This is a genomic window from Acinetobacter sp. YZS-X1-1 (assembly GCF_000804305.1).
In the GTDB taxonomy this organism is placed as follows: Bacteria; Pseudomonadota; Gammaproteobacteria; order Pseudomonadales; family Moraxellaceae; genus Acinetobacter; species Acinetobacter variabilis.
Genome location: NZ_JWHB01000007.1, coordinates 60,022 through 84,100, shown reverse-complemented (window position 1 = coordinate 84,100; position 24,079 = coordinate 60,022). Strand labels below are relative to the sequence as shown.

Below are 24,079 nucleotides of genomic sequence, written 5' to 3'. Positions count from 1 at the left end.
CCTCCCTTTGAAAAAGGGAGGTTGGGAGGGATTTAATTTATCAAATATGCGCCCCTTTTCTAACCCATCAATCCCAAACTATTCATTTTTACACTTTTAAGTCTGCAAAATTCATCACTTTCATGAATAATAAACCAATAAATTTATCTCCCAAATCAATGACTCTTGGTGTTCCAATGAAGAAACTCATGAACGGTGCTGAAAACATAGTTGTCGAAATGTGCAAAGGCTTTGTCCTGGCACATCCAGAACTGGCATTTAATGAATCTTATAAAATCATTTCTCGAAAAGAAAAACACCAAAATGTCGCCCTGATCAGTGGTGGTGGTAGCGGTCATGAACCTGCTCATGCCGGTTTTGTCGGTCAAGGCATGCTGGACGCTGCCGTATGTGGTGACGTGTTCGCCTCACCTTCACAAATTCAGGTTTATAAAGCCTTGCAGCAAGTTGCGACTGACAAAGGCGTCCTGATGATTATCAAAAACTATTCTGGCGATATGATGAATTTCCAGAATGGCGCAGCCTTAGCAACTGAAGATGGCATCAAGGTTGATTACGTAAGAGTCGCAGATGACATCGCAGTAAAAGATAGCCTATATACAGTTGGTCGTCGCGGTGTTGCTGGTACAATCTTCGTGCATAAGATTGCCGGTGCTGCTGCCTCTAAAGGTTATGAGCTGGCACGTGTTAAAGAACTGGCACAAAAAGCGGCAGACAATGTAATGAGCCTTGGTTTTGCCTTTACCTCTTGTACCGTTCCAGCCAAAGGCACTCCAACATTTACTTTGGTTGATGATGAGATGGAGTACGGTGTTGGCATCCATGGTGAACCGGGGATCCGTCGTGAAAAAATCCTGCCGTCTAAAGAACTGGCGCAACGTATTGTCGATGACCTATTTCTGGATCGTCCTGACCTAACTGAAGTGGCTGTTCTGGTAAATGGCTTTGGCACAACGCCACTGCAAGAATTGTATGTGTTCAATAACGATGTATGTGAACATCTGGCTAGCAAAGGCATCAAAATCTATCGTACCTTTGTCGGCAACTACATGACCAGTATCGACATGGCCGGTGCATCAGTTTCCCTACTAGCTGTGGATGATGAACTAAAAACTTATCTGGATGCAGAAGCCAATACACCTGCTTTTAAAATGGATGGTTCACCTGTACTGCCATTTGAGTTTGCAGCCAAAGGTCAAACGGCTACCCGTACAGTGAATACAGATGTTGAAACACATCCTGAACATGCTGTGATTGCCAATGAACAGTTCACTATCGAGAACATGCGCTATGTTGTGGATGTGATGAGTGCCTGCATCATTAAAAATGAAGTGCCTTTCTGTGAACTGGATGCCCATGCAGGTGACGGTGACTTTGGTATGAGTGTTGCCAAAGGCTTTAAACAACTCAAACGCCAGTGGCATGAACTGGTTCAGGCTGAACAGATGGATGATTTCCTGCTGAATTGCTCCATGATCATCATGGAACATTGTGGTGGCGCTTCAGGTCCAATCTGGGGTTCTGCTTTCCGTGCAGCTAGCAAATCTATTAAAGGCAAAACTACATTAACAGTGGCTGACTTTGCCGACATGCTACAAGCTGCGGTAAAAGGTATTCAAACGACTGGTGAACGTTCATTTGGCCGTGGTGCCGTTGTAGGTGACAAAACCCTGATTGATGCTTTGGTGCCATGTGCAGATTCTTGGTCTGCCAATACTGACAAGACTTTTAAAGAAAACTTTGTTCTAGGTGCTCAAGCTGCAGTTCACGGTGCGGAATCAACTAAGGAAATCGTGGCGCGTATGGGCCGTGCCGGGACTGTGGGTGATCGTAGTCTGGGTTATCCGGATGCTGGTGCGCATGGTTTAGGTGTGATCTTTACTGATATTGCTGAGCATATTAAATAATTAAAAATCCCTCCTAACCTCCCTTTAGAAAAGAGAGGAACCACGCGAATTTAATATTGTTATTTGATCCATATGAAGTCCCCCTTTGTAAAAGGGGGACTTCATTCCTTTATTTAAATCTCTCCAAAAACTTCTCCAACTCCTCCGTCACCACCACCCTTTTTCTACCCTTTAATTGATCTTTATCCAGCAAACCTTCTGAGTCTACAACCAGCACTTTATGTCCATCCTGTTTTAAACGATCGACACCTTCAAACAGCATTCGTGCACCCACATCATGTATCAAAGTGAGATTGGTCAAATCGAGAATAATGGTGCTTTTACCTTCTGGTTCATCCTGCAAGATCCGTAGCAGCATTTCAGACTCGGTAAACTGCAATACGCCACGCAGTTCATAAACCACGACGTTATTCTTTTTCCCCACCGTATAACGGCTTTGCAGAATGGTCTGTGCTGACGGCGTACCTTCCATAAGGTGCAATCCCATATCGTGCGACAGATTTTCAAAGATTCTGACACCACGTACACTGTTACCATGCTCATCAATTTTTGGGGAAAAGACCGCAATCCCAACTTGCCCTGGCAATACTCCAATAATGCCACCTGCCACGCCACTCTTGGCCGGAATACCGACTGTGGTCAGCCAGTCACCTGCAGCATCGTACATACCGCAGGTCAGCATGACACTAAGTAATTGCCGGACTAAAGCCCGATCCAGCATACGTTTTCCTGTGTTGGGATGCACACCACCATTAGCCAAGATACTGGTGATCACTGCCAGATCTTTGACGGTAACCTTAATCGCACACTGCTTGATATAGCCATGCACGATTTCTTTGGGATCTTCATCGAGCACACCGACAGTACGTAACATGTAGCCAATAGACATATTCCGAAAAGCCGTTTTAATCTCAGAGTTATAGACCTGCTCATCAAAGGACAATTCACGTCCAGCCAATCCACTGAGAAAACGGCGTAACTGTTCAGCACGTGATACCGTTTTCTTGGCAGGAATCAAAGAATGTGTGGTAATCGCACCAGAATTAATCATAGGGTTTTTAGGGATATTGCGTTCTTTTTCCAACGAAATCTGATTGAAAGCCTCACCTGACGGTTCTACGCCGACTTTTTCAAGTACCTTTGCCAGTCCAATTTCTTTAATGGCTAGCGCATAAGCAAAAGGCTTGGAAAGCGACTGCATGGTAAATTCAACATCATCATCTCCAGCAGAATAGATGGTTCCATCTACGGTCGATAGCGCAAGTCCGAGCTTGTCAGGATTAACCGACGCGAGTTCAGGAATGTAATCTGCCAATTCGCCTTTTTTATTGTCATGGCAAGCAGAAAGCACATGATTCAAATAATCCGGTACCGGCGTTTTCATGGCAAATGCTCCCATCTCAATCTTTTATATCATTTTTATTAAAACTGAATACTGAAGGCGGTTTTGCTACTTTTATGCAGTTTTATGTTGTGAAAATGGGATATGGGCAAAAGAGATAGAAAAAATAGAAGACTTAACTAGACTAAATTAAGGAATCTTAAAATAGATAAATCATAAAGATGAGCACATTATTTTCAGATTACAGGTCTATTTCTATGAGGCAATAAACCTGTAACCGATGACAACCAGCTTGATCTTGCAAGCAGATTATTTTACTTTAGTTTTGCGAATCATCTTATACAACACTTTTGGTGATAGACGTGAAACTAAAACACCCAGTTTTTCTTTAGAGCCACCCACCACGATATATTCTTCACCACGTTTCAATGCTTCTACAGTCTGACGGGCAAAATCGGCCGGTTCCAGCCCATTTTCAATCACTTCATCTTGCTTGGCCTGAGGTTTACCTTCCCCATTTAAGGCATTAAAAGACACATTGGTTTTAATAAAGCCCGGGAAAATCACGGATACCTGAATACCCTGATCTGCCATTTCAGCGCGCAGGCTGTTCGCCCACATATGAATTGCACCTTTGGCTGCTGAATAAGACGCCCGATATTGAGTTCCAAGTAGACCGGCTACACTAGAAATAAAGGCAATCCGGCCAGATTTCTGTTTTAAAAACGTCGGTAAAACCGTTTTGGTCAAAAACACCTGAGAGAAATAATCGACTTCCATAATGGCGCGTTCAGTCTGCATAGTGGTTTCCTGAATCAGGGCACGCTGACTGAGTCCGGCATTATTGATCAGCCAGTCGATACGTCCCTTTTCACTCAGTACCTGTTCATAAGCCGTACGTACCTGACTTTCATCAGTAATATCAGCCACGATTGCGATGTGCTGATCAGGATTCACCAGTCCTGAACGAACTTTTTCCAGTTCTTCCAAACGTCGTGCGGTCAATACTATCTGCGCACCTTGGGCAGCACATTCTTCAGCCAGTGCCTTACCAATTCCTGAAGATGCTCCGGTAATCCAGACGACTTTTCCCTGTAAATTTTCTAGTTTTGCCATTAAATCCTGTCACCCTCTTTATATGAATGTGTTCTTGGCTGCATTTCATCTTCCAGAAATGCCAGCAACTGCTCAAAATAATAACTCATGGTATCCGCATCATAGAGGCTACCAAGTTTATCAAAACGTTTATAACCCAGTTGTGTGGTCAGGCGAATCACACCATTCAATGTTTTATCCACCACCACATTAAATTTGAGCATCTTTTTCGGTTCACGCACCAGATGCGTCACACCCTGATCCACCACCTGAATAAAAGCTTTCAATGCCGGTGATACATACTGATTATTGCCACCTTTCATTTGTTCTACGCAGCCTAGCAGTTCCGTGATCAGCATGCGTTCTACAGGATAACGAACAAAATATCCATCCTCATTTTCATGGGTCATCTTGTACAGATAGTTCACCATGGGAATTAGCCGGTCATTACCAAAAAACGAAACCGACCACGGCATATATTTGCGAGTCGTTTCTAAAATCTGTTGAATGACTTTTTCAGATTCCTGATCTGGGGAGCTAGAGAGCTGCACCACACGACCAAAAATCTGGTCAATAATTTCACAGGCAATATCGGCCAGATTTTCACCGAGCAGTTTGGCCAGGCTTTCCTGCTCGCCGGCGTTAAATCGGGAATGTAGGTCTTTAAAGCGTTGATGGGTATCGGGGTGAATCTTGAGAGAAATGCTATAGCTCATCTTGTTATCCTTTTTTTAATCATCTGCGATGAGTCGCGTTTTTATCAACCTATCATACGTTGAGTTCAGGCAGCTGCCAATTGGCGAAAGTTTGCTTTTGGTTAAGCTGCCGCATGCCTTGATTTTTTTGCTACAATAGATGCAATTTTTTATCCACTTTTGATCTGTTTAGACTATGACTGATTCAGCGCAAAATATTGCTACGACCTACGATCCGACCGAGATCGAGAAAAAATGGTACCAAACCTGGGAAGAGCGCGGTTACTTCAAGCCGTCTCAAAAAGGTGAATCATTCTGTATCATGATTCCGCCGCCAAACGTCACTGGTAGCTTGCATATGGGTCATGGTTTTAACAATGCCATCATGGATGCCTTGACTCGTTATAATCGTATGTCAGGCAAAAATACCTTATGGCAGCCAGGTACTGACCATGCGGGTATTGCAACCCAGATGGTTGTTGAGCGTCAGTTAGGTGCTCAAGGCGTAAGCCGTCATGATCTGGGCCGTGAAAAGTTCATCGAAAAAGTTTGGGAATGGAAAGAACAGTCTGGCGGTAACATTACCCGTCAAATCCGTCGTCTGGGATCTTCAGTAGACTGGTCACGTGAACGCTTTACCATGGATGAAGGTTTATCCAATGCCGTTAAAGAAGTGTTCGTGAAACTGCATGAAGAAGGCCTGATTTACCGCGGTAAACGTCTGGTGAACTGGGATCCTAAATTGCAAACTGCCCTGTCCGACCTTGAGGTAGAATCTGATAAAGAAGAACAAAGCTCATTGTGGCACTTCAAATATTTCTTTGAAGATAAATCGCTTCGCACTCAAGATGGCAAAGACCATATTGTCGTTGCCACCACTCGTCCAGAAACATTACTCGGTGATACTGCGGTTGCGGTCAACCCTGAAGATGAGCGTTATGCACATCTTGTCGGCAAAAATATTGTATTGCCAATTACTGGCCGTACAGTTGCCATCGTTGCTGACGAATATGTTGAAAAAGAATTCGGTACAGGCTGTGTGAAAATTACGCCTGCGCACGACTTCAATGACTATGAAGTGGGTAAACGCTGTGGTCTGGCACTGATCAACATCTTCAACAAAAATGCCGAAGTTCTGGCTGAGTTTGAATATATCGAAAAAGCCGGTGAGCAGATTTCTAAAACTATTCCTGCACCTGCAGACTATATCGGTTTAGAACGTTTTGAAGCACGTAAAAAACTGGTTGAGCAAGCGGAAGCTGAAGGCTGGTTAGATCAGATCCAACCATACACCCTGAAACCACCGCGCGGTGACCGTTCAGGCGTGATCGTTGAGCCATTACTGACTGACCAATGGTATGTAAAAATTGCTCCACTGGCTGAACCTGCGATTGAAGCGGTTAAAGATGGTCGCATCAAATTCGTTCCTGAACAGTACAGCAATATGTACATGGCATGGATGAACAACATCCAAGACTGGTGTATCTCGCGTCAATTGTGGTGGGGTCACCGTATCCCTGCTTGGTACGATGCTGAAGGCAACGTATATGTTGGTCGTGACGAAGCTGAAGTTCGTGCGAAAAACAACCTCCCTGCCGATGTTCAATTGAACCAAGACGAAGATGTACTCGATACCTGGTTCTCTTCTGGTTTGTGGACATTTTCAACTTTAGGTTGGACTGGCGACGAAGCGAAAGACAAAGACAACTATTTCTTGAATACTTTCCACCCGACTGATGTATTGGTCACTGGTTTTGACATCATCTTCTTCTGGGTTGCCCGGATGATCATGCTGACCATGCACTTCATGAAAAATGAAGATGGCACACCACAAGTACCATTCAAAACTGTGTATGTACACGGTCTGGTACGTGATGGCGAAGGTCAGAAGATGTCTAAGTCTAAGGGTAACGTACTTGACCCATTAGACCTGATTGACGGTGTCGATCTTGAGACTCTGGTACAAAAACGTACTTATGGTTTGATGAATCCTAAACAAGCTGCGAAGATTGAGAAATCAACTCGTAAAGAATTCCCAGAAGGTATTCAGGCTTACGGTACGGATGCGGTTCGTTTCACTTTCTGTGCGCTTGCCAACACTGGCCGTGATATCAAATTCGACATGAAACGTGTTGAAGGTTACCGTAACTTCGCCAACAAAATCTGGAACGGTACCCGTTTCGTGATGATGAACGTCGAAGGTCAAACTGTTGGTCAAACTGCACGTCCTGATCTGTGGGAATTGCCTGAACAATGGATCGTAAGCCGTCTGCAAAAAGCAGAACAAGCGGTTCAGCAAGCATTCGCGACTTACCGTCTTGATCTTGCTGCTCAAGCGATCTACGAATTTATCTGGAATGAATACTGCGACTGGTATGTAGAGCTGACCAAACCTGTTCTGAATGATGAGTCTGTTTCTGAAGAGCGTAAAGCCGAAGTGCGTCGTGTATTGCTTGCGGTGATGGAAGCTTCTTTACGTCTTGCTCACCCAATCATGCCGTACTTGACGGAAGAAATTTGGCAGACCCTTGCACCAATGATTGGCTTGGGTGGTGAAACCATTATGTTGGCAAACTACCCTGTTGCAGATAAAGCTAAAATCAACGAACAAGCCGAAGCAGATATGCAATGGCTACAAGGTTTGATTGGTGCTGTGCGTAACATTCGTGGTGAGATGGGCTTAGGCAATGCGCGTTTGTTGCCTGTTCTTCTTCAAAATACCACTGAAGCTGAAAAAGCACAGATTACACGTATTGAAGCGTTGTTTAAAGCATTGGCAAAAGTCGAAAGCATTACCTTCCTAGCGGATGGCGAACAACCACCATTGTCTTCTTCTTCTGTAGTCGGTCACGTGTCCGTATACGTTCCAATGAAGGGCTTGATTGATCCTAAAGCGGAATTGGGTCGTCTACAAAAAGACTTAGACAAGGTTCAAAAGCAACATGATCAAATTGCCACTAAACTTGGCAATGAAGGTTTTGTCGCGAAAGCACCTGCTGCTGTGGTTGAAGGCGAGAAAGTAAAACTTGCTGAGTTTGCTGACCAGTTAGCGAAAATCAAAGCGAATATGGAGCAAATTGCAGCGCTTTAATGCTGTAGTTTGATTTAAAGAAATCCCCTCACTTGAGGGGATTTTTTATATATCTACAAGTTAAAGATAATCTACGAGCACGCATAAACTTTTCCCCATGAAATACAAAACTTTTTGTATTGGGTATTGTATGCCTCCAATCATACCGACTTTCCTTTGTTAGACACAGTAAACTATTTTTTTTCAAGTAAACATCTAACTGCTCTTTGTTTTTCTTATGCTCTAACTTCATTAAACAGTCTGATAATAATGAAATTATAAAAATATTGTCATCAAAACTTTTTTCTGAATCTATATGCCAAGTTATACCTTGACCAATTTCATATTCATTAACAATAATTTGATTAGGTCTATTTTTTAGTCCCAACTCATTTAGTTCATAAGTTAATGTATCTAACAATCCCGTAAAAGGCTGTTCTATTTCAAATACTTCACTTGAAACATCTAAATTTCTACTTTTATAATCATAGCGATAACCATAATGCTGAACACGACGGTTTAATTCTGATGACCATGGCTGATTTTCAATATAATTAATTAATTCACAAGACTCTTCTTTAGAAATAAAATCAGGAAGATAAATAAGTCCATTTTCTTTTTCACAAAAAACATTTTCACCTATTTGAGAAGGTGTTTTTTCTGGTTCATCAAATAAGTCATACACGTTTGATTTCCCTTACACAGCAATGCACGTTTGAATCACCAACCCAAGACATATTCTCTTGGTTATTTGACAAGCGATTCAACCTATACTTATTGACGTTCACCCAAGTATCAGTCATTACTTCAATAGTATATTTTCCACTTTCAACCAATTGGTTCAAAAAGTCTTGATACTTGATATAGCGACCTGGACGGATATTTATGTGTACTAAATAAAATGCCGATAAATTAAATTCATTGAATAATTCATTTATTTTAGTTTCAAAATCATCAAAAGAATTTTCAATTCCATTCTGGCTAAATAGATAACTGAAAACCATAATAACATGATTAATATTTCCCCGAGTTTGGCTACCAAAACTTTCAATTTGGTTTCCATTTATTGTCACATTATTATTCGGATACACTTCATTCAACAAATTTTGGTTAATTGACAGAACATCTTCAACTATGTCATGACCTCGATAATTTAATACAAAATCTTGATTTTCGTGCAAGTTCCTCAATGCAACGGGTAACGCCCCTATACCACAACCAATATCTACAAATAATCCATTTTCCCTAGTTCTATATGCACCATAACCTAGAACTTTAAAAGCCTCCTCGATAGCATTAACTCTTTGAAATAAATAATTATAACCGTAAGTCAAAGCTAAAAAATTTGAGTTACATCGAGTTTGCCCTTTACACATTATCGTATATAAATGCTGGTCTAATGCACTTAAAACCTCATCATCTCTGAGATTTGGATCTCTTAAAGAATTTAAAGCCGTAATTGCTGCAGATAACTCCCAATTATCTTCATCATCATTAGTTAAACAATTAATATGTTCATTGTTGGTTAAAGCTTGTCGTAAAGGCTGAACTATTACTTGATTTAATTGATCTAAATTTACAAGTTTCAATTTATTTACCCCCATCTATTTATATTAAAAACAGTAAATTGGGGAATTATTTGTATTTTCAAGACTATCATTAATCAAAATTCAATTTTACCATCCAACTCAATCACCAAACCAATTTCATGACAGTAAAAATCCACAATATAAGGCTTAATCACATGCTGACGTCTAAATTTTAAATCCATAAAATGCCTAGCACGTAAAATTTGCCACATGAGTGCTTCTGGATTGGTGGCAGTGTGGCGCATGGATTTGGCAAAGGTTAATAGTTGGGGATCGAATTTTTTGTTCATGTTGAATTTAATTTTATTTTTGATGATTATAGCAGATAGCCCTCTCCTCCTTGCAAAGCAGTGCTTCTCACCCCATAGGGAGAAGGAACTTTCATTGTGACTTTAATTATTGTTATTTAATTCCAATATTGAAATTCTAGCTTAAATTTATTCTGTAATGGATTTCCCCTCTCCTGAGCAAGTTTTAAAGCACTGCTTTAAAACGAAGCGCAAGTGATGAGCAGCACTGCTGCGCAAGGGAAAGGTAATTCTAATTAAGTTAAAGCATCCCATGCCTTAAAAACATCTCCAAGCCACTCACCTTTTTGATATACATCAGGCGTTCTTTTTCCACTTTAATCTGCTGTTTAATGGCTGAAGTATCTTCATCAATCTGCTTATACAGGTCAGCAATCTGGACCTTACCCTTCGCCTTTTTTACTGCAATTCTGGTTTTCGATGACCAGACCAATCTATGGATCAATGTATCGATCTGATCTTGTAATTTCTGGCTCTGTGCATCTAAAGCCAGTTGATAAAACTTGAGTTGCTCTGCGCTTAAACCTTTTTGTGAAACATCCTGATCTTGTTCAATCTGTAGTTGCATTCTCAGTAACGTAAACAGATCCTGCTCTGCATACGCCTCATTGGCACGTTGCAACAATTCTGTCTTTTTAATCTTTTTTACATCATTCGCTTCACGATCTGGATGAATCGCGGCAGCAATCTTTAAGTATACCGATTTCACTGACTGCTCTGCCATTGCGGCTGCCTGTTCCTGCTTTTCCTGCTGGCGTTTTAGTTTGGCCTGCTCGCGGATTTGCTGAAAATGATCAGAAGCCCATTCTTCAAATCCCTCAGCATCTGCCGGATCTGGGACATTTTCATTCTTAAAGAATCTTTCTAGTTCATTGGTCTTTTTTTGGTTTTTTCTGAATTGAGCATGTTCAGCGCGTTGCTGATAATAGGCGAAGATTTCATTCACCTTATTGATTTCTTGCGCTGACATTGCCTGAGAATCTTGCAGATAATCTGCCAGGTATTGAATCTTCTCATTCAGCACTATCAACTCGGCCTTGGTAAAATCTGTTTCCTGTAAATGCGTCCAGAGCTGTTCGAGCTGCTCAAACAGAACACCATGCAATTCATGATAGACCGGCATGAAGGTTTTATGCGTATATTGCTGTAGGTCTTCTTCAGCCTGTTGCCATTGTTTTAACTCCAACTTCTGCTGTTCGATTTTATCAATCAGACGATCCAGCTTCTTCTGCTGTGGCGAAAGCGCTGTGAATGGCTGGATCATAGTTTTTAAGTCAAAGAGCATGGCAGCAGAAAGACCCAAGGAAATCTTATCTATATTAATTCTTTCAGCATTCACCACAAAGTTCTTTTCATCTTAGGCTATTGAAATTTGTATCAGAATTAAAAAAAGCAGAACTAAGTCTGCTTTTTTCACGCGGCTCTTTATTATTCCAGTACCACACGGCCATTTAAGGACTGCACTGGGCGGTTATTTGGATGTCCCATTAACTTGGAAAATTCTGAAATCTGTTGCTTTGAGGCCTGCTGGATCTCTTTCAGAATTAACCAGCGCACACCTTCGGAACATGGTGGTGTGGTCAGCGAACCACTAAAGCGATAATAATCCAGATTCTTAGGCAACATCTCATTTACAGGTTGCGGAGTCTTTAAGACGACTTTTTCACCTTGCTTTTTCGGCAAGCGATTCCACATACGTTTAAGCATCGGATTTTCTGTACCCTGCTCAAACATCATCGCCACTACAGCAAGTTCCCCTTGAGTATTGGCATGGACAAAATGAATCTCTAGAGGATAGCTCTTGCCCTTAATCAGGTTCTCACTTGGGCTATGCAGATGAAACTGTTTCAGCACAAAAGTTTCACCATCCAGCTGCAATTCTCCGCCTTGAGCAAAGTCTACCTGAACGGTATGACCTTTATTTTCGATTGCGTGAATCATGGTGTTATAGCTAAACTTGAGCGGTTCCAATTCAGCTTTGACTGTTCGCTCAATATTGATCGGTGACTGGTTCAGTCCATTACAGGCTGAATATTTCTGGTTTAGAGTCGACCATTGCTCAGGCTGCGTATAGTTCCAGTCTGCATCTGCAAATACTGCTGTACTTAAGCCCATAACCGTTAAAAGCGTGAATATCTTTTTCACAATACATCCTTTCTTGGAAGTCGAAATCAATTTTTTTAATTTAAAAAACAGATTTTTAGCTTGATCTAATCGCTATATTTTTCAGGGCACAACATACAGAAATTTATAAGTATCAAGTTATTTGATTACAAATCATTAAATAGTTCTCATTATTCCAAGGAAATTGCTCAGATTTTATCTTGATATATTTCAGCAGGATATTACTTATGCTGATTAAAAGTCACACAGAGTAAAATGTGAACTGGTTCAAATTTAATCTATTGAATAATCAATCAATATTTACATGAAATATCTATCTTATTTTCTCAAAATCGCTATATCTTTTACTTATATCGATCACATTCAAAAAACATAATTTATTTTTATTCAAAAACTTACACAATTACAGCAGTAGAATAACAGCCGAGATTGCTAGACTCGGAACAAAGAGTGATCTGGAATAATAACAATGGACTGGGCCACCATATTTATAAATGATACGACCTGGGAATTTGCCACAGAGATTTTGCTGCGCTGTGTAGTGATGTACGCGATGATTATCCTGTTTCTACGGCTGACAGGTAAACGTGGGGTACGACAACTTTCGATCTTTGAAGTCACCATCATTCTTGCCTTGGGTTCCATTGCCGGCGATCCGATGTTTACAGAAGATCTTCCTCTGATCCAGGCGGCTTTGATCATGTCGGTGATCATTTTCCTGTATCGTCTGACCACCTGGCTCATGATGAAATTTCAATGGTTTGAAGACCTGCTTGAAGGCAAACCGATTCATATTGTGGAAGATGGTTTACTGGTCATTGATGAAATTAAAAAAGGCAAAATGTCTCATGATGAATTCTTTGCTGAGATGCGTCAGCAAGGCATTGAACATTTGGGTCAGGTGCGCTTAGGTTTACTGGAAACAGATGGTAAATTCAGTATTCTATATTTCCATCCAGATGATGTTCGGCATGGGCTCCCGCTTTTCCCTAAATCCTGCTGCATAGTCAAAGAAGTCAAGCCAGAAGAGCTTTATGCCTGTATCTATTGCGGTCAAGTCCAGCATTTAGAAGAAGCAGCACAGACTTGTCCGCGCTGCCATTCTCACCAATGGGCAAAAGCCATGAATAGCCACCGGATTACTTAAATTAAAGCTGCTTAAGCCGCTGCAAATGGTCAAAGATTTCTGGTAGTTGCTGAATCTTGTATTGAATATACTCGGCATCCGGATGAAAACCTTGCATCCATAAAGCATGCATACCTGCGGCTGTTGCACCTTGAACATCATTAACAGGATGATCGCCAATATATAGACACTTCTCTGGCTGCACGCCTAAACGCTCTGCGGTAATCTGGAAAATTTCCGGTTGCGGTTTATTAAAGCCGACCAATCCTGAACTGATAATCTCATCGAAATAATCTGCAATACCTAAACCGCGAATGGTATTTAATCGGGTATCATGTCCGCCATTGGATACAATGGCCAAGCGATAACCTTCAGTTTTAAGCTGTTTTAATACTTGCCCTGCTTGCGGCATCTCTACGGCGAAACGTCCAAACTGGCTAAACCAGAACTGCGCTAGCTCCTTTAGATCTGGTGGAGTTAACCAAGATAATTCCTGCAACAGTGCATATGCAGCTGAAGCGCCAATACTGCCATGAGTCAGCAATTCCTTTTTCGGATAACCGCCATTGTCTATGCGTCGCACAATCTCAATAATTTTCTAAAGTTCAACCTGTGCTAGTGCCGAAGCATAATATTCTGCCAGATAACGGCTATAGGCCTGTGTCGTCAGGTCACGGTGCGTCAAGGTATTGTCGAGATCGAATAGAACTGCTTGAATGATCATAATTTAAAAAGGAATAGAGGATTTTCTGTCATGGTAACAGCTGTGAACTTTCAGGATTAGACCTAAAATTGCTAAGTTTTGTTGTTTCAGGCATAAAAAAAGCGATGCCGAAGCACCGCTTTTATTTTGTTCTAAAATTAGAACTTGTATTCGACGCCTGTACCAACCACTGGTTGTTTAGTTTCTAATGAACCTTGTTCAAGTGTTAGATAACCTGCATAGCCATAAGCTTTGACTTGTTTAGAGAAAGCATAGTCTGCACCAACAATAATTTGTTGTGCTTCATAATCAGCTTTAGCAGTAGTAAATTCAGTCGTGTTCTGGCTATATTGACCTTTTACTGTCCAGTTTTTTGCATTTGGCAGGTTGTATTCTGCACCAATTAACCAGCCTTGTGCATCATCAATAGATGCAGCTGCAGCATCATTACCTGCAACACCTTCAACTTCTGAAGTTTGGTATAAAGCACGTAGAGACAGACCACCATCAAGGTTTACACGACCAATCGCACGAATAGTGTTCGCTGCAGCAAATGCACTACCTGCTACCCCACCTGTTACTTCCGGAGCAGAAGCATTTACAAAACCACGACCTGCAAAGTTTGATGGAATCGCTTTGTCATAACCAAGACCTAAAACTACAGGTTTGCTGTCATAGACTACAGATGCTGACCATGCATCGCCTAAACCACGGCCTGCAACTTTAGAACCACCATTGGATTTAGATACACCACTCGCTTCACCAGTTGCTAATAGTGCAGTCGCTTTAAGTTTACCTTCACCTACCGCAAGAGCTGGAGCTTCATAAACTACAACGTTATCAATACGGTTTTCACCAGTAAAAATACCTGCGACATCGGCTTTATTATCAATATAGTTATTAAAAGTATCTACAACCGCAGAAAGCTGTTTTACAGGCGTATCAATTTTACCTACTTTTAAAGCACCCAGTTTTTCATCTTTTAAACCAACAAAGATATTACGCGGTACAAAAGTATCATTACCCTCGCCACCCTGACCATCATCTGTATAGAAGGTTAATTCAGCTTGATAAAGTGCGCTTAAACGGTCAGTCAGTTTTTCATCACCTTTAATACCGATGAATGAATTATTGCTATTTAATTCTACAACGTCACGGTTCTTATCTACATTGTCTTCAGGTAGGTAATCTGCAGTTACATCAATTTCACCATAGAAAGTTGGTGCTGCAAATGTAGTCCCCGCTAAAAGGCTGAGTGCGATTGCTGTTGCTAACTTAGTTTTCATTAAAAAATCCTTTAACTTATTTTGTTACAAATAATACACACGACGCCTATATTACAAAATTATTAAAAAAATATTTATATATTCTTTTTAATACTTTAGGTGGAGAGTCAATTAACTTACTTATTCATAAGAGATTTTAAATATTTTTCGCTACGTTCATCCATCGGAAAATAGGAATCAGGCAAAAAATCGCGATAATTACGATCAAATTTAGATAGTTTTGGTAACCTAAAGCATCCCCTAGTAGCCCGCTCAGGCTATAAAGTCCCCCGCTTACAGTAGCCATCAAGGCGACCTGAAAGGTGAAATCAGTTCCCGCCAGATGCTTGCGACTGTATTGCATTACCAAGGTCAGCATAACCACTAAGAGCATGGCCGATACCATATCTTCAGCAGCATTGATAAGATAAATGATCCAGTTTTCTACTTTGTTCTGGGCTTCATATCGTGCAGCCAGCCAAGCATAAGCGATTAGACTAAGTATTTTCAGAATAGAGAAAATCATTAAACTCCAACTGCGCGACCAGTATTTCAAACACCAGCCTGCTAGCCCTGCGCCAATCAACGCTGCAAAAGCGCCGAGCATGGTGACATAAATACCAATCTGACCAAAACTCAGTCCCAAATCGACCATCAAAGGTTTTAATAATGGCCCAGACAGACCATCCGCCACTTTAAAGGTTAGTAAAACCAGCAGCCATGTCGCCAAGGTAGAATCAGCTAAAAAATATTGAAAATAAGCTTTAATTCTAGTCCGAGCAGGTAATTTCTCAGGTGATGAAGAAATCATCTTTTGATGATCTGGTTCTTTAAACCATAACACCGGTAAAGTATTCAGAAAGACCAGAACTGCCAGCAGTAAAAAGGTCATCTGCCAATGCAAAAAGTCCAGTAACCACAGGATTGCCCCGCCTCCAACAATAAAGCCCAAGCGGGAACCAATCACCTGAAAGGTATTACCCCAGTGTTGCTGTTCATTTTTTAAAATATTAACTGCCAGTCCATCCGTGGCAATATCCTGAGTAGCACCGATCCCATTCATCACTAACAACGTGATAAAAAAGATCAGCAGGTACAGCGGCTGGTTTAAGGCTTGGATCGGCAAGAAGGACAGTCCAATCAGTACAGAGACGGAAAGCCATTGCAAAGGGATAATCCAGCTTCGATAATGACCTCTAGCTTTTGATCCATGTCGATCAACTAAAGGTGCCCAGAAGATTTTAATCGACCATGGCAGCATGAGCAGGCCAAATCCACCAATATGCGTCAGAGATACGCCTTCAGCTCGCAGAATGACCGGCAAGGCATGGGTCATAAACCCGACCGGAAGCCCCTGTGCCCAATATAGGGAAAACAATAAAATATAAGTATTCCGCATATTCAGCGCAGGTCCTTAAGGTAAAAATGCTAAAAGCATCCATCATCGCTATACATTTTGCCAATGATCCAGATTTTACAACAGTCTAGTATGATCAAAAATAAAGAAAAATACGTTTCAGGATGAGACATCGATGAGTACAACACGCTTTCCCATACTCCCTCCATTGGTTCCCTCCCGCGGAGGTAAACTGAGCCAGCCCCTGTTTAAACAGCTATTTTTGGCTCAGGGCTGGCAGCTTAAAGGCGAATTCCCTAACCTGCCTAAAGCAGTGGCAATTATTTCCCCGCATACCTCAAATATCGATGCCTGGTTAGGCTTTAATGCCCTGCTTGGTCTGGGTATTCAGATTACGATTTTTGGTAAAGACAGCCTGTTTCGTACTCCACTTAAACGCATTCTGGAATGGATCGGTGTAGTTCCTGTAGTACGCGATACCCCTCAAGGACATACCCGACAGATTGTTGATGTCATTAACAAGACTGATCGGATCTGGGTAGGTATGGCACCTGAAGGTTCGCGTAAGGCACCGGAAAAAATCCGTAGCGGTTTTTATCATATTGCCAAAGCTGCCAATCTGCCGATTGTGATGTTTTCTTTTGACTATGACATTAAAACCATTCATATCCTGGGCGTATACCATTTAACCGGTGATTATGAATATGATCTGGAGCAGATCTATGCCCATTATGAAGGCAAGATCTCGGCAAAAAATCCGGACTGGATTGCCAAGCCTTTACAAAAACTGGTGAAAAAACGCTAGGCAAAATGTCTTTTTTTTGCTCTGATAACCGTAATTTGCTTATTTAATCCTCTATTTTTAGAATGAAATTAATTCGTTATGCTCTGATTGGCTGCTTGGGCTTAAGCCTTGCAGCATGTGATAAAGCTACTAAAACCCCAGCACCCTCTACCCCTCTTCAGGCTCGTGAACCTGTGGTAGCTATTGCTCTCGGTGGTGGCGGTGCCAAAGGCTTTGCCCATATCGGGGTACTTAAAGTCCTCGAATCGCATGGCATCAAACCGAAGATTGTTACTGGAACCAGTGCCGGGAGTTTCGTAGGCAGTCTATATGCCAGCGGCAAATCTCCTTATCAGTTGCAGCAAATTGCCCTGAACTTTAAGGAATCCGATATTCGTGATTTAACCCTGAACCGCCAAGGAATTATTGCCGGACAGAAACTGCAGGATTTCGTCAATAAAAATGTGGCGAATAAACCAATTGAACAGTTCCCGATTCGCTTCGCGGCGGTGGCAACCCGCCTGGACAATGGCCGTAAAGCTGACTTTATCAAAGGCAATGCCGGACAAGCCGTGCGTGCCTCTTGCAGTATTCCAAATGTCTTTGTACCTGCTGTGATTGGCGGTACAAAATATGTCGATGGCGGTCTGGTTAGCCCGATTCCGGTAAAAACGGCCAAAGATATGGGAGCTGATATTGTTATTGCCGTAGATATTTCTGCACGTCCGGACAGCAATAAAGCGCTCAACATGTGGGGCGTACTGGATCAGACGATTAATATCATGGGTCAGCAAAGCATCAATGAAGAACTCAGTCAGGCCAATATTGTAATCCAGCCTAAAGTAGGCCATATCGGCACACTGGATTTAAAAGCCAGTAATGAAACCATTCTCGAAGGTGAAAAAGCTGCGCAATTAAAAATCCGTTCAATTGAAAAAGCCATCAGTGATTTTAGGCAATCTCCGGCTGCATTCAAGCCTGCACGACCGGCAAAATTTTAATCAGAACTTTTTTATATTCATCTGCTGCCGCATCTGCTACATTGGAATTAAATCATATAAAGATGATGATTAATTAAATACTTAGCACTATAGGTCACGATATGGAATTAGTTCTTGAACCTTGGCACTGGTTTGTATTGGGAATACTTCTTATTCTTTCAGAATTACTACTGCCCGCTTTTGCTGCCCTCTGGTTCGGGATTGGTGCCATTATGGTTGGCATTCTGTACTGGATGTTCCCGATGATGGGACTGACCACCCAGATCCTGACCTGGATCATCCTGTCTGTTCTTTGTACCTTGCTCTGGTTCAAGTTTATCAAGCCGCTTTCTATCGACAAGACCAAAGCCGGCCTGTCGCGCGAAGCCACTATTGGCCAAATTGGCATGGTGATCCAGACCGATCTTGAACAGGATCAGATCCGGGTCCGTTTTCCGCTGCCTGTTTTAGGCTCGGATGAATGGGATTGCCGCGCTCTGGATAAAGTTCAGGTTGGAGATCGTGTCCGTGTTGTCGATATTCTGGGAAATGACCTGGTTGTACAGCCCCACAGCACTCAATATCAAAACGAAAAAGGTGAATAAATTATGTCTGCTGGCACTATCATTGTTATTGCGTTCTTGGCCTTTGTTGCGATTACCATTTTTAAAGGTGTACGGATTGTTCCACAAGGCTATAAATGGATCGTGCAACGTCTAGGTAAATATCACACCACACTCAATCCTGGCCTGAATTTTGTCATTCCTTATGTAGATGAAGTGGCTTATAAAGTCACCACCAAAGATATCGTTCTGGATATTCCTTCTCAGGAAGTGATTACCCGTGATAACGCTGTCTTGCTGATGAATGCGGTAGCTTATATCAACCTGACAACTCCAGAAAAAGCGGTATACGGGATTGAGAACTACTCATGGGCAATTCAGAACCTGGTACAAACGTCACTACGTTCAATCGTGGGTGAAATGGATCTGGATGATGCTTTATCTTCACGTGATCATATCAAGGCGCGTTTAAAGTCCAGCATTTCTGATGATATTTCAGACTGGGGTATCACCTTAAAGACGGTTGAAATTCAGGACATTAAACCTTCTGTGACTATGCAGACGGCGATGGAAGAACAGGCAGCGGCAGAGCGTCAACGTCGTGCAACTGTCACTAAAGCAGACGGTGAAAAACAGGCCGCCATTCTGGAAGCTGATGGTCGTCTGGAAGCCTCACGTCGTGATGCAGAAGCGCAAGTCGTACTGGCAGAATCTTCACAGCGTGCGATTGATATGGTGAGTCAAGCGATTGGCGATAAGGAAATTCCTGTGGCTTATCTGTTGGGTGAACAATATGTCAAAGCCATGCAGGATATGGCCAAGTCTCCAAATGCCAAGACTGTGGTCTTGCCTGCCGATGTGCTGAATACCATTCGCGGTGTGATGGGACGTCACTAAATTTCAGAGATACTTCACAATAGGCAGCCAATTGGTTGCCTATTTTCTTTCAAAATAAGAAAATCTCAGCAAAGATTGTGAATTTATGGTTAAATTTCGCGTTTATTTTTGAAATCCTTTGGATTCGATGTTGCTTGGCTTTCGGATTAAAGTCTTTCGCATCTGACAAAATCCTTGTTTCGATCTACTGTCCAACTTAAAAATGGATACCGTATGAGCTCCCTAAATCCAACCTTAATTACCTTTCTTTTTTATATTGTCGGCATGGTCGTAATTGGCCTGATGGCATACCGTGCGACAAACAACTTTTCTGATTACATCTTAGGGGGCCGACGTTTAGGTAGTTTCGTAACTGCACTTTCTGCAGGGGCTTCCGACATGAGTGGCTGGCTGCTGATGGGCTTGCCGGGCGCAATTTATCTTTCAGGCCTGTCTGAAATGTGGATTGCGATTGGTCTGATTATCGGTGCTTGGCTGAACTGGCTGCTAGTTGCGGGCCGTTTACGGGTTCATACCGAAGTCCAGCACAATGCCCTGACCCTACCGGACTATTTCTCGAACCGTTTTAACGATCAGAAAAAAGTACTGCGTGTGGTTTCTGCATTTGTCATTCTGATTTTCTTTGCAATTTATTGTGCTTCAGGCATGGTGGCAGGTGCACGTCTATTCGAAAGCATGTTCGATATGTCTTATAGTACGGCACTCTGGATCAGTGCAATTGCAACGATCAGTTATGTATTTATCGGCGGTTTCCTGGCGGTCAGCTGGACCGATACCATTCAGGCAACCCTGATGATCTTTGCCCTGCTCCTTACGCCAATCGTAACCATTCTAACTTTTTCAGATATGTCGCAAGTTACGCTCGCTTTAGAAGCCGCACGTCCACAGGCCATGAACCTGCTCGGTGATCTGAGTACGATTGCGATCCTGTCCCTAATGGCATGGGGTTTGGGTTATTTTGGTCAGCCGCATATTTTAGTACGTTTTATGGCCGCCGATTCAGTGAAGTCGATTCCGAATGCACGTCGTATCGGGATGACCTGGATGATACTTTGTCTAGGTGGCGCAGTAGCTGCAGGTTTCTTTGGTATTGCCTACTTTCAGCAACATCCGGAACTCGCTGCTGTGGTGAATGCCAATCCTGAAACCGTATTTATGGAACTGACTAAAATCCTGTTCAATCCATGGATTGCCGGTGTGGTTCTGGCGGCCATTCTCGCTGCTGTGATGAGTACATTGAGTTGTCAGTTACTGGTTTGTTCAAGTACATTGACTGAAGACTTCTATAAATCATTTCTGCGTAAAAATGCCTCACAAAAAGAACTGGTTTGGGTCGGTCGTTTAATGGTGCTTCTCATTGCTTTATTGGCAATCTGGATGGCTGGTAATCCTGAATCTAAAGTGCTGGGGCTGGTAGCGTATGCTTGGGCTGGTTTTGGGGCTGCTTTTGGTCCACTGATTATTCTGTCTTTGTTCTGGAAGCGCATGACCTTGAATGGCGCCTTGGCAGGCATGATCGTTGGCGCATGTATAGTTATTCTGTGGAAGAATAGTGTTGGTGGAACAGGTCTTGGTTTTATTCCAGCCGGCATCTATGAAATTATTCCAGGCTTTATCTGTTCATGGATTGCGATTGTAGTTGTGAGTCTACTCGGCAAAGCACCAACAGCTGAAATTACAACACGCTTTGAACAGGCAGAACGTCTCTATAACGAAAGCAAATAATTCAATATAAAAAAAGAGGACTTTAAGTCCTCTTTTTTTATGCTTGTTTTAAGCTGATCTCAGGAAGATTAGTTTATTCAAATCAGCTCTTACGTGTCAGCAGGAACTGGGTAATCTGCATCAGGTCATCGGCTTGCCCTTCAAAATGATTCAGTGCAGTCATCGCCTGATCATGTAACTGCTGTGCATAGTCTTGGGCTTGCTCTAAACCCATCAATGCAGGATAAGTTGACTTCTCCACTTGTTCATCCTTGCCCGCCGTTTTACCCAGCACTTCTGTATCAGAAATAATATCCAAAATATCGTCCTGTACCTGGAAAGCTAGACCAATCGCTTGCCCGAATTCACGCAGTTTTGGAATGGCCAGATCAGTCCCTTCAAAGATCGTCACCGCTGCCATCATAATCGCTGCACTGATCAAGGCTCCGGTTTTATTTCGGTGAATGGTTTCCAATGCTTCCTGATCAATTTTTTTGCCTTCAGCCTGTAAATCCAGTACCTGACCATTGACCATTTTCGAGGAAGCAGTCGCCAGAATCTGTATCTGCTTCAAGACAATTGCTGGCTCTACTGCAGGCCCCTGGTCAAACAGACGACTACCCAGAATTTCAAACGCCATGGATTGCAAAATATCACCCGCCAGAAGAGCCGTATCTTCACCAAAAGCAGCATGACAAGTTGGCTGACCACGACGTAACAAGTCATTGTCCATACATGGCAGATCATCATGTGCCAGTGAATAGCAATGAATAAACTCGATCGCAACTGCGGCACGGCGTACCGCAGCACTATTCTGATTTGGTTTTAACGCGGCAGTGGCATAACAGAGTGCTGGACGTACCCGCTTTCCTCCTAGCATTACGGCATGATGCACTGCCGACTTTAACGGTTCCGGAATGGAAAAGGCTTCCAAAGCAGTCATTAAATCGTGTTGAATCCGTTGTTGTGCTTGAGTTAGTGCATGGGTTGATACGTCAGTGATAGATGACACATTCGCCTCGAATACGTAGCCAGAATAATAAAATGACAGTTTATAAGTGCCTGTCTGTTATCAGGCATTGTACCTAGAATTGCTTTGAATTTTCAGTCTTAAATCCAAATGTTGTTTCATAATTCTGTATTGAGACTGAAAATTTGAGGTAGAAAATCTGCATCAATAAAAAACCACCAGAGAACTGATGGTTTTACTTAGGCTAATTTTCTCAAGAAATAATTTTAAGAAAGAACATCTTCAGGAACACGCACCCAACCTTCCATTAGCACACGAGCACTACGACTCATAATGGCTTTTTTCACTTTCCATTCTCCATTTTCCTGCACTGCTTGCGCACCCACTCTTAAGGTACCGGAAGGATGACCAAAGCGGACTGATTCACGTTCACCACCACCCGCAACACGATTGACCAAGGTTCCCGGAATTGCTGCCGCTGTCCCAATCGCTACAGCCGCTGTCCCCATCATGGCATGATGCAATTTACCCATCGATAAGGCACGGACCAGAATATCGCTATCTGCCTCAGTGACTTCCTTACCACTAGAGGACCTATAAGTCTTTGGCGGAGCCACAAAGGCGATCTTTGGCGTATGCTGACATGTAACAGCTTCACTAATGTCCTGAATCAGACCCATCTGTTGAGCAGCATAAGCTCGGATGGTTTCAAACTTCACCAAGGCAGCTGCATCATTGTTGATATGGTCCTGTAACTCGGTACCGTTATAGCCCAGGTCTTCTGCTTTTAAAAAAACTGTCGGGATCCCGGCATTAATCATCGTCACTTCAAAGCGGCCAATATTCGGTACTTCCAGCGTATCGGTTAAATTTCCAGTCGGAAACATTGAACCGCCCTCGGCATCATCATCAGCAGGATCCAGAAATTCAATCTGCACTTCGGCTGCTGGAAAAGTTACGCCATCCAGCTCAAAATCACCTAGTTCCTGAACCTGACCATTCTGCATCGGTACATGGGCAATAATGGCTTTCTGAATATTCGCCTGCCAGATTCGCACCGTACACAGCCCATTTTCAGGAATACGTGCAGGATCGACTAGACCATTGGAGATCGCAAATGCCCCAACTGCTGCAGTCAGATTGCCACAATTACCACTCCAGTCCACAAAAGGTCGATCAATCGATACCTGACCAAACAGATAATCTACATCATGATTTTCTTGCTGACTTTTAGACAAAATCACAGTTTTGCTGGTACTTGAACTGGCACCGCCCATCCCATCAATCTGCTTGCCATATGGATCCGGGCTGCCGATCACTCTTAATAACAACTGGTCTCGAATTCGGCCTGCCTGTTGTGCAGCAACAGGTAAATCGTCCATTTTAAAGAACACCCCTTTACTGGTGCCTCCGCGCATATAAGTGGCTGGGATTTTGATTTGAGCAGCGAAACTCATGAATACTTTCTTCCTCTGGCTTGTCTTTATTCTGATCAAAATTATTGAATATTTGTGAGACGAGTATAATCGGTTTAAAGCCAAGTAGTTGCCTTGCCCGACCTAAGTATAAAAAAACAGCATTTGTGTTGAGTTAAAAAAAA

19 protein-coding genes and 2 pseudogenes are annotated in these 24,079 nt (G+C 42.5%); 8 read left to right on the top strand and 13 right to left on the bottom strand.

Translation table 11 applies throughout. The annotated features are described in order from the left end of the window. Nucleotides 1-176 precede the first annotated feature (176 nt). Nucleotides 177-1,907 carry a dihydroxyacetone kinase subunit DhaK gene (dhaK, locus tag RJ01_RS15785; RefSeq protein WP_162835332.1) on the top strand — a complete coding sequence of 577 codons (1,731 nt, stop codon included), beginning with the start codon at nt 177-179 and terminating at the stop codon, nt 1,905-1,907. 109 nt (nt 1,908-2,016) lie between these two features. Here the strand turns inward: dhaK and RJ01_RS06400 are convergent, their stop codons facing one another. From RJ01_RS06400 to RJ01_RS06390, 3 genes are all read right to left on the bottom strand, one after another. Beyond that, nucleotides 2,017-3,291: a glutaminase gene (locus RJ01_RS06400; RefSeq protein ID WP_034170451.1), complete on the bottom strand. Its 1,275-nt coding sequence runs from the start codon at nt 3,289-3,291 to the stop codon at nt 2,017-2,019. Nucleotides 3,292-3,558: 267 nt separating this feature from the next. Beyond that, on the bottom strand, nt 3,559-4,365 hold the full coding sequence (locus RJ01_RS06395) for an SDR family oxidoreductase (RefSeq protein WP_034170422.1): 807 nt from the start codon (nt 4,363-4,365) through the stop codon (nt 3,559-3,561). Next, a complete protein-coding gene (locus tag RJ01_RS06390) occupies nt 4,365-5,060 on the bottom strand; it encodes a hypothetical protein (protein ID WP_034170421.1) in 696 nt (231 codons plus the stop codon). The genes RJ01_RS06395 and RJ01_RS06390 overlap by 1 nt, the downstream gene beginning before the upstream one ends. A gap of 175 nt (nt 5,061-5,235) precedes the next feature. Between RJ01_RS06390 and RJ01_RS06385 the strand changes: the two genes are divergently transcribed. Continuing rightward, on the top strand, nt 5,236-8,130 hold the full coding sequence (locus tag RJ01_RS06385) for a valine--tRNA ligase (RefSeq protein ID WP_034170420.1): 2,895 nt from the start codon (nt 5,236-5,238) through the stop codon (nt 8,128-8,130). A 28-nt stretch (nt 8,131-8,158) separates the two neighbouring features. On the opposite strand, the gene RJ01_RS06380 is transcribed toward RJ01_RS06385, so the two are convergent. The 5 genes and pseudogenes from RJ01_RS06380 to RJ01_RS06360 all read right to left on the bottom strand — a co-directional run bounded on the left by RJ01_RS06380 (nt 8,159) and on the right by RJ01_RS06360 (nt 12,121). Further along, nucleotides 8,159-8,794, bottom strand: coding sequence for an alpha-ketoglutarate-dependent dioxygenase AlkB (locus RJ01_RS06380; RefSeq protein ID WP_052209077.1), 636 nt, complete (start codon nt 8,792-8,794; stop codon nt 8,159-8,161). Next, the gene (locus RJ01_RS06375) at nt 8,787-9,698 is read right to left on the bottom strand and encodes a hypothetical protein (RefSeq protein WP_034170419.1); all 912 of its coding nucleotides are present in this window, start codon (nt 9,696-9,698) and stop codon (nt 8,787-8,789) included. The genes RJ01_RS06380 and RJ01_RS06375 overlap by 8 nt, the downstream gene beginning before the upstream one ends. Before the next feature lie 89 nt (nt 9,699-9,787). Then, a pseudogene (locus tag RJ01_RS06370) lies at nt 9,788-9,988 on the bottom strand (endonuclease domain-containing protein); the annotation flags it as partial. A gap of 259 nt (nt 9,989-10,247) precedes the next feature. Then, nucleotides 10,248-11,291: a hypothetical protein gene (locus RJ01_RS06365; RefSeq protein WP_034170448.1), complete on the bottom strand. Its 1,044-nt coding sequence runs from the start codon at nt 11,289-11,291 to the stop codon at nt 10,248-10,250. Nucleotides 11,292-11,434: 143 nt separating this feature from the next. Then, nucleotides 11,435-12,121 (bottom strand): carbonic anhydrase, encoded by a 687-nt coding sequence (locus tag RJ01_RS06360; RefSeq protein WP_034170418.1) that lies wholly within the window; start codon nt 12,119-12,121, stop codon nt 11,435-11,437. 478 nt (nt 12,122-12,599) lie between these two features. Here RJ01_RS06360 and RJ01_RS06355 point away from each other — a divergent pair, with 478 nt between their 5' ends. Next, on the top strand, nt 12,600-13,277 hold the full coding sequence (locus tag RJ01_RS06355; protein WP_034170417.1) for a DUF421 domain-containing protein: 678 nt from the start codon (nt 12,600-12,602) through the stop codon (nt 13,275-13,277). A gap of 1 nt (nt 13,278) precedes the next feature. Here RJ01_RS06355 and RJ01_RS06350 read toward each other — a convergent pair. From RJ01_RS06350 to RJ01_RS06340, 3 genes and pseudogenes are all read right to left on the bottom strand, one after another. After that, nucleotides 13,279-13,980: pseudogene (locus RJ01_RS06350) on the bottom strand (HAD family hydrolase). Nucleotides 13,981-14,117: 137 nt separating this feature from the next. Beyond that, nucleotides 14,118-15,245 carry a porin gene (locus RJ01_RS06345; protein WP_034170416.1) on the bottom strand — a complete coding sequence of 376 codons (1,128 nt, stop codon included), beginning with the start codon at nt 15,243-15,245 and terminating at the stop codon, nt 14,118-14,120. Nucleotides 15,246-15,381: 136 nt separating this feature from the next. Further along, entirely contained in the window at nt 15,382-16,623 is a 1,242-nt protein-coding gene (locus tag RJ01_RS06340; protein ID WP_034170415.1) for an MFS transporter, read from the bottom strand. A gap of 133 nt (nt 16,624-16,756) precedes the next feature. Here RJ01_RS06340 and RJ01_RS06335 point away from each other — a divergent pair, with 133 nt between their 5' ends. The 5 genes from RJ01_RS06335 (at nt 16,757) to putP (ending at nt 21,530) form a co-directional block, all read left to right on the top strand. Continuing rightward, the gene (locus RJ01_RS06335; protein ID WP_034170414.1) at nt 16,757-17,386 is read left to right on the top strand and encodes a 1-acyl-sn-glycerol-3-phosphate acyltransferase; all 630 of its coding nucleotides are present in this window, start codon (nt 16,757-16,759) and stop codon (nt 17,384-17,386) included. Between the two features lie 62 nt (nt 17,387-17,448). Next, nucleotides 17,449-18,366: a patatin-like phospholipase family protein gene (locus RJ01_RS06330; protein ID WP_034170413.1), complete on the top strand. Its 918-nt coding sequence runs from the start codon at nt 17,449-17,451 to the stop codon at nt 18,364-18,366. 101 nt (nt 18,367-18,467) lie between these two features. Then, a complete protein-coding gene (locus tag RJ01_RS06325) occupies nt 18,468-18,950 on the top strand; it encodes an NfeD family protein (RefSeq protein ID WP_004783073.1) in 483 nt (160 codons plus the stop codon). Between the two features lie 3 nt (nt 18,951-18,953). Beyond that, the gene (locus tag RJ01_RS06320) at nt 18,954-19,805 is read left to right on the top strand and encodes an SPFH domain-containing protein (RefSeq protein ID WP_005234507.1); all 852 of its coding nucleotides are present in this window, start codon (nt 18,954-18,956) and stop codon (nt 19,803-19,805) included. Between the two features lie 213 nt (nt 19,806-20,018). After that, nucleotides 20,019-21,530, top strand: coding sequence for a sodium/proline symporter PutP (gene putP / locus RJ01_RS06315; protein ID WP_034170412.1), 1,512 nt, complete (start codon nt 20,019-20,021; stop codon nt 21,528-21,530). Nucleotides 21,531-21,612: 82 nt separating this feature from the next. On the opposite strand, the gene RJ01_RS06310 is transcribed toward putP, so the two are convergent. Together RJ01_RS06310 and prpF are read right to left on the bottom strand one after the other, a co-directional pair. Further along, nucleotides 21,613-22,521, bottom strand: a complete 909-nt coding sequence (locus RJ01_RS06310) for a polyprenyl synthetase family protein (protein ID WP_034170411.1) — start codon at nt 22,519-22,521, stop codon at nt 21,613-21,615. 224 nt (nt 22,522-22,745) lie between these two features. Further along, nucleotides 22,746-23,936 (bottom strand): 2-methylaconitate cis-trans isomerase PrpF, encoded by a 1,191-nt coding sequence (prpF, locus tag RJ01_RS06305; protein WP_034170410.1) that lies wholly within the window; start codon nt 23,934-23,936, stop codon nt 22,746-22,748. Nucleotides 23,937-24,079: the final 143 nt, after the last annotated feature.